We start from the raw sequence: 6,033 nt of genomic DNA on the forward strand, positions 1-6,033 counted from the left end.
ATAATAAATATCCAAATCCATTTCTTCAGCTTCTACGTCTAATTCGATCGCTTCAGGCACTTCAATTGCGACTACATCATTTAAAACACCCTTATACTTCGTTTTTACCGTTTGTCCATTAACCTTTACATGACCGTCTTTTATCCATTGTTGTACCTGCGTTCTTGACCATTCTGAATTAATCGTAGAAACGATTTTGTCAATCCGTTCATTTACTTGTTCACTCTGTATGATATGTTCCTTTTTTTCCATGTTTCTTCTTCTCCTTCTTTGCGTCTCTATCCTCCTTCAGCATAACTAGGATTAATAAAATAACTCCAATTACTAAAGATGAGTCTGCAATATTAAATATAGGGAAATCATAATTAAAGATATACGTATTGATAAAGTCTACTACATACTGATGTCGCGCGCGGTCAATAAAATTGCCAAGTGCTCCACCTAAAATAAGCCCAAGAGAAACGCCGTAAAGAATTTTCCCTTTTGTACCTGTTTGAATCAAATAAATTAATCCAATCACAACAACAACGGTGATGATATAGAAAAAAACCATTTGATTTTCTAGCATTCCCCATGCGGCCCCACTATTACGATGGGATGTCAGGTAGAAAAAATCTTTTATTACTTCGATACTTTCTCCAAGTTCCATATTTTTTACAACTAACCATTTTGTCCATTGATCAAGAATAATAATTATAGCTGCAATTATGTAATAAAACACTAAAGTTTCCTCCAATTCTCGAGTCTCCTTTAGCATTTTAGCATAAACCCGTTGAAAACGATAGCTTGGTCGAATATTTCCGTGAAAGCTATTGCTATTTTAATGAATGGACTTTCTATAGTAGGATTGAATACTATTTATATCCTGCTTCGATCGAATGGTAGGAATCATTTCCAATAAATCGAAAGGAAGCAATTCTCCTGACATTTCACACATTCCGAAATTTCCATTTTCTAATTTTTGCATTGTTTCTTCTACGTCTTTTAATTCCTCTTCAATATATTTATTTATTTTCGAGTCTCTTTTGACTCTTAACGTGGCTGCTAATTCTATTTGTGTCATACGGAGTTCTGTATAAAGCTTTTCAATAGTTGAATTCAATTCCATTACCTCCGTTTCTTTAATTATCTTTAGCATTTCCATTGATAAAGACAAAAACCGATTAAAGATTTAACAGGCATAACAACTATTAACGGAGGTGGAAGTATTTCTCTTCCTTTCATATGTATAAAAAATTCCACCTGCACAAAGATAATAGACGGAGATTACTTTCACACTATGTAATCATTTATTCCTTTCCCATTAAAAGGCTTTTACAAAACTTTTTTCTTTTAATTTTTTGTTGTTAAAATAAAGGCTGCTTTCACATACTAGTTATTTATGATTTTAAATATAATCAAGTGTAAAAAAACAATTCGTTCCATTGTGTTTTTATAGGCTATTTCCTAAAAAATATTTTTTTAAAGAAAAAAATGAATTAGTAGGAAAAACGGAGCAGCCTGTATAAACGTAGACGCCACAGGGAGCTGCGAGAAAGTACAGCTCCCGCAGGAGCGTGAGTTTCGAGGAGGGCTCGGCGCTCGCCCCATGGAAAGCGAAGTGTGGGTAATTAACACTAACTTTACTGAAACAGCCTTTTATAAAACGAATAAAAACCCGAACAACCATATCAGAATGGTGGTTGTTCGGGTCTGTCTATGGCTGGAATACTTATGTCCCAGCCTTATAAGTGTTTCTTAATAATTTTCTTCTACTACATGTGCGCATCTTTCACATAGTGTTGGATGGGCTTCGACTGTGCCAACGTCTGTTGTGACAGTCCAACATCTTTCACATGTTTCGCCATCTGCCTTTGATACAACAATTGCTGCTTTTTCCAGCTTTAATGCATCTTCTGGCGCGCTATTGTAATCGCCGGCAATTTCGAATCCTGATACAATAAATAATTGTTGTAAATTTTCTTGGATAGAATTTAGTAGTGCCCCTACTTCTTCATTCACATACAATGTAACTTTCGCAGCAAGAGATTTACCAATTACTTTTTGATTACGAGCTTCTTCTAACGCTTTAAGAACGTCATCACGTACAGCTAAGAATTTATTCCATTTTTCTTCTACAATGTCACTATTTTCATATGTTGTAGCTTCAGGGAAATCAGTCAACTGAACACTTTCTTCTGTTACAGAAGATATATGATCCCAAACCTCATCAGCAGTATGTGGTAAGATTGGTGCCACTAATTTCGTTAAGCTGATTAAGCTTTCATAAAGAACTGTTTGAATAGCTCTTCTTTCTTTATTATTTGTTGCTTCAATGTAAAGAACATCTTTCGAAAAATCAAGATAGAATGCACTTAAATCTAATGTACAGAAATTATTAATATTGTGATAAATAGTAGAGAATTCATATTTATCATAAGACTCTGTCACACTTTTAATTAGTTTGTTTAACTTGATCATCATAAATTGGTCCACTTCACGCAAGTCTGCGTAAGCAAGAGCATCTGTTCCTGGGTTAAAATCAGCAAGGTTTCCTAATAAGAAACGGAATGTATTTCTGATTTTACGGTATCCTTCTGTTACTTGTTTTAAAATAGCATCAGATACACGCACATCTGCTTGGAAGTCAACAGAAGCCACCCATAGGCGTAAAATATCTGCGCCTAATTGGTTCATTACTTTTGCAGGAACCATAACATTTCCTAATGACTTACTCATCTTACGTCCTTCTCCATCCAATACGAAGCCATGGCTTAAAACAGCTTTATAAGGAGCTTTTCCAGTTACAGCTACGCTTGTAGATAGGGAGGAGTTAAACCAGCCGCGATATTGGTCAGATCCTTCTAAGTAAAGATCAGCAGGTCGTTGTAAATCATCTCTTTCTAACAATACAGCTTGGTGAGAAGAACCAGAGTCGAACCAAACATCCATAATATCTGTTTCTTTTGTAAATTCACCATTTGGGCTGCCTGGATGTGTAAATCCTTCAGGCAATAGTTCATTAGCAGATTTCTCAAACCAAATATTAGATCCATTTTCTCTAAATAAATTGGAGATATGCTCAATTGTTTCATCTGTAATGATGCTGTCGCCGTTTTCTGCATAGAATACAGGAATTGGCACACCCCATGCACGTTGTCTAGAAATACACCAATCGCCGCGGTCACGAACCATATTATACAATCTAGTTTCGCCCCATGCAGGTACCCAAGCTGTTTCTTTTACTGCATCTAATAGTTCATTTCTAAAGTCTTTAATAGAAGCAAACCATTGTGCTGTTGCACGGAAAATAACTGGTTTTTTCGTTCTCCAGTCATGTGGGTAAGAGTGTGTAATAAACTGAAGTTTTAATAATGCTCCAACCTCTTCTAGCTTTTCTGTGATTGGTTTATTCGCTTTATCATAGAATAGTCCTTCAAAGCCTGGTGCTTCTTCTGTCATAACCCCTTTATCATCAACAGGACATAGCACTTCTAATCCATATTTTTGCCCAACTAAGAAGTCATCTTCCCCGTGTCCAGGCGCCGTGTGAACACAGCCAGTACCAGCATCTGTTGTTACATGTTCCCCTAGCATTACTAAAGAATCACGTCCATAAATTGGGTGGGAAGCCAAAATGTGCTCTAGCTCTGCACCTTTCACTTCTTGTACAACATTCGCCTCTTCCCAGCCAATTTCAGTTTTAACACTTTCCAGTAAGTCTTGAGCAACTAAATACTTGTTTCCTTTTTCTTCCACAACTACATACGTTAAAGTAGGATGAACAGAAATTCCTAAGTTTGCAGGAATTGTCCAAGGAGTAGTCGTCCAGATAACGATTTGTACATCTTCTGCTAATACACCTTTGCCATCCTTGACTTTAAAGCCAACATAAATAGATGCAGACTTTTTGTCTTTATATTCAATTTCCGCTTCTGCAAGTGCTGATTCACTTGTTGGAGACCAATATACCGGTTTTTTCCCTTTATAGATATAGCCCTTTTTCGCCATTTCTCCAAACACTTTAATTTGCTGTGCTTCATAAGCAGGCTTTAATGTAATATAAGGGTTGTCCCAATCTCCACGAACACCTAAGCGTTTAAATTGCTCTCTTTGACTATCGATTTGTTCTAGTGCATATTCTTCACATAATTTACGGAATTCTGCAATCGACATTTCTTTTCTTTTAACACCTTTATTTGTTAAAGCTTGTTCGATTGGAAGGCCATGTGTATCCCAACCAGGCACATATGGTGCTTGGAATCCAGTCATGGATTTATAGCGAACGATAAAATCTTTTAAAATTTTGTTAAGAGCATGCCCAATATGTATATCACCATTTGCATATGGGGGGCCATCATGAAGAACAAACATCGGACGTCCTTTTGTACGATTTTGTACTTTTTCGTAAATATTCATTTCTTTCCATTTCACTTGCATATCAGGCTCACGATTTGGCAAATTACCTCTCATCGGAAAGGCTGTTTTTGGCATAAGCAACGTATCTTTATAATCCATTTTCTTCCTCCAACATATTTATCTTTTTTCATTTTGTATGCATCTATATATTCAATATTCTATTATAGACATAACTGCTTTTTTAGAATCAGTATACACAGCAAAAAACCTTCTCATCCCCATGAAAGGGACGAGAAGGTTTTTTATAGGTTCCCGCGGTACCACCCTTATAGATAAGAGAAACTCTTATCCACTTAGACATTTTTAACGGTAATGAACCGCCTTTTCTTACTTCTATTTCAGAAAAGGACTCCAGGGTGATTTTCAATTTCCAACTTATATCAGGCTTACACCGTCCCTGATTCGCTATTTTAAGTTTCATGGAAATCTACTATCCCTATCAACGCTACATGAATATATATTTGTGAAAAATTATATTTCATCATTCTATCATTCGTCAAGACTTGGGAATTATTTTGTTGAATTTAATTCTGTTGCATCTAATTCATATTCTAACAAATGATCCCAATCATCGTTATTAAGCATATCTAATTGTGCTTCAATAAGCATTTTGAATCGAGTACGGAATACTTTTGATTGCTTTTTCAATTCTTCAATTTCAAGGGCAATCTTTCTTGCTTTCGATAGCGATTCATTCACAATGCGGTCGGCATTTTTTTCTGCTTCTTTTATAATTAGCTTTGCTTCTTTTTGTGCATTTCGTTTAACTTCCTCGGCAGCTTCTTGTGCTACTACAATGGATTTATTTAACGTTTCTTCAATATTATTATAGTGGCCGATACGATCAGTTAACTCGTTTAATCTTTCTTCTAGTTCTTTTTTCTCACGGATAATATTTTCATAATCTTTAATTACCTGGTCAAGAAATTCATTTACTTCATCTTCATCATAACCGCGGAAGCCTTTGGCAAATTCCTTGTTATGAATATCTAACGGCGTTAATGGCATAAAGCCACCTCCCAAACTTCGATTTCTTTATGTATCATCCTTAATTCGACAGTATTACCGGATTTCCTGCATTATTTTTAAAAAATAAGAAGAAACGTGAAAAATAATGCTGCTAAAAAATATTGTATCATATATAGACAATAAAAAAACTATGTTTTTTGTCTGAAGGAGAATTTATAAAGTGTATATATCTACTTCAATTTACCTACTACAATTCTCCATTTATCTTTTTTGGTTTTTCCTTCTATGGATTTAATAGTAGCCCTTCCTTCTCCACGAACGGAAAATACATCTCCCTCTTCGCACGTAAAAGCAACATTTTCATTTAAAGTAAAATTTACTTTTACTAATCCTTGCGCGATGAAAGTCTTTGCCTTTTCCCTTGAAAAATTATAAATTGCTGCAATTAGTGTATCAAGGCGAAGGGAGGAAACGGTCGTAGTTAGCTCTGTCCAATGTTCTTCTTTAAAAATGATTTTATCTAAGGAAACAGATGTAAGACTTACCTTCGCTTTCCCAATCGAATCAAGCTGAAGACTTACATAATCCTCGATTTCTCCTGCAACAATGAATTGAATGTCCCCGTCCGCAACGAATATATCTCCGAATTTATTACGATTTAATCCA

6 protein-coding genes and 1 other annotated feature are annotated in these 6,033 nt (G+C 35.5%); all 6 genes read right to left on the reverse strand.

The features are described from left to right. A partial coding sequence (locus tag RTL21_RS08590; RefSeq protein WP_312095281.1) for a S4 domain-containing protein occupies window positions 1–252 on the reverse strand: 252 nt, incomplete at its 3' end. Then, complete coding sequence (gene lspA / locus RTL21_RS08595; RefSeq protein WP_312095283.1) at window positions 221–757, reverse strand: signal peptidase II; 537 nt, start codon at window positions 755–757, stop codon at window positions 221–223. The genes lspA and RTL21_RS08590, both read right to left, overlap by 32 nt. Before the next feature lie 63 nt (window positions 758–820). Continuing rightward, complete coding sequence (locus RTL21_RS08600) at window positions 821–1,102, reverse strand: hypothetical protein (RefSeq protein WP_312095285.1); 282 nt, start codon at window positions 1,100–1,102, stop codon at window positions 821–823. 635 nt (window positions 1,103–1,737) lie between these two features. Further along, a complete protein-coding gene (gene ileS / locus RTL21_RS08605) occupies window positions 1,738–4,497 on the reverse strand; it encodes an isoleucine--tRNA ligase (protein WP_312095287.1) in 2,760 nt (919 codons plus the stop codon). 123 nt (window positions 4,498–4,620) lie between these two features. Next, window positions 4,621–4,850: a binding site (T-box leader), on the reverse strand. A gap of 58 nt (window positions 4,851–4,908) precedes the next feature. Next, window positions 4,909–5,406: a DivIVA domain-containing protein gene (locus tag RTL21_RS08610; RefSeq protein WP_312095289.1), complete on the reverse strand. Its 498-nt coding sequence runs from the start codon at window positions 5,404–5,406 to the stop codon at window positions 4,909–4,911. A 191-nt stretch (window positions 5,407–5,597) separates the two neighbouring features. Next, window positions 5,598–6,033: YlmH/Sll1252 family protein (locus tag RTL21_RS08615; RefSeq protein ID WP_312095291.1), on the reverse strand; the 436-nt coding region annotated here is incomplete at its 5' end.

This window comes from Niallia sp. (genome assembly GCF_031978665.1).
Lineage (GTDB): Bacteria > Bacillota > Bacilli > Bacillales > Cytobacillaceae > Niallia.

Bases quoted from the DNA above. Each gene is read 5' to 3' on its own strand.
- lspA (WP_312095283.1), bottom strand. From the start codon at position 757: ATGCTAAAGGAGACTCGAGAATTGGAGGAAACTTTAGTGTTTTATTAC.
- ileS (WP_312095287.1), bottom strand. From the start codon at position 4,497: ATGGATTATAAAGATACGTTGCTTATGCCAAAAACAGCCTTTCCGATG.
- RTL21_RS08610 (WP_312095289.1), bottom strand. From the start codon at position 5,406: ATGCCATTAACGCCGTTAGATATTCATAACAAGGAATTTGCCAAAGGC.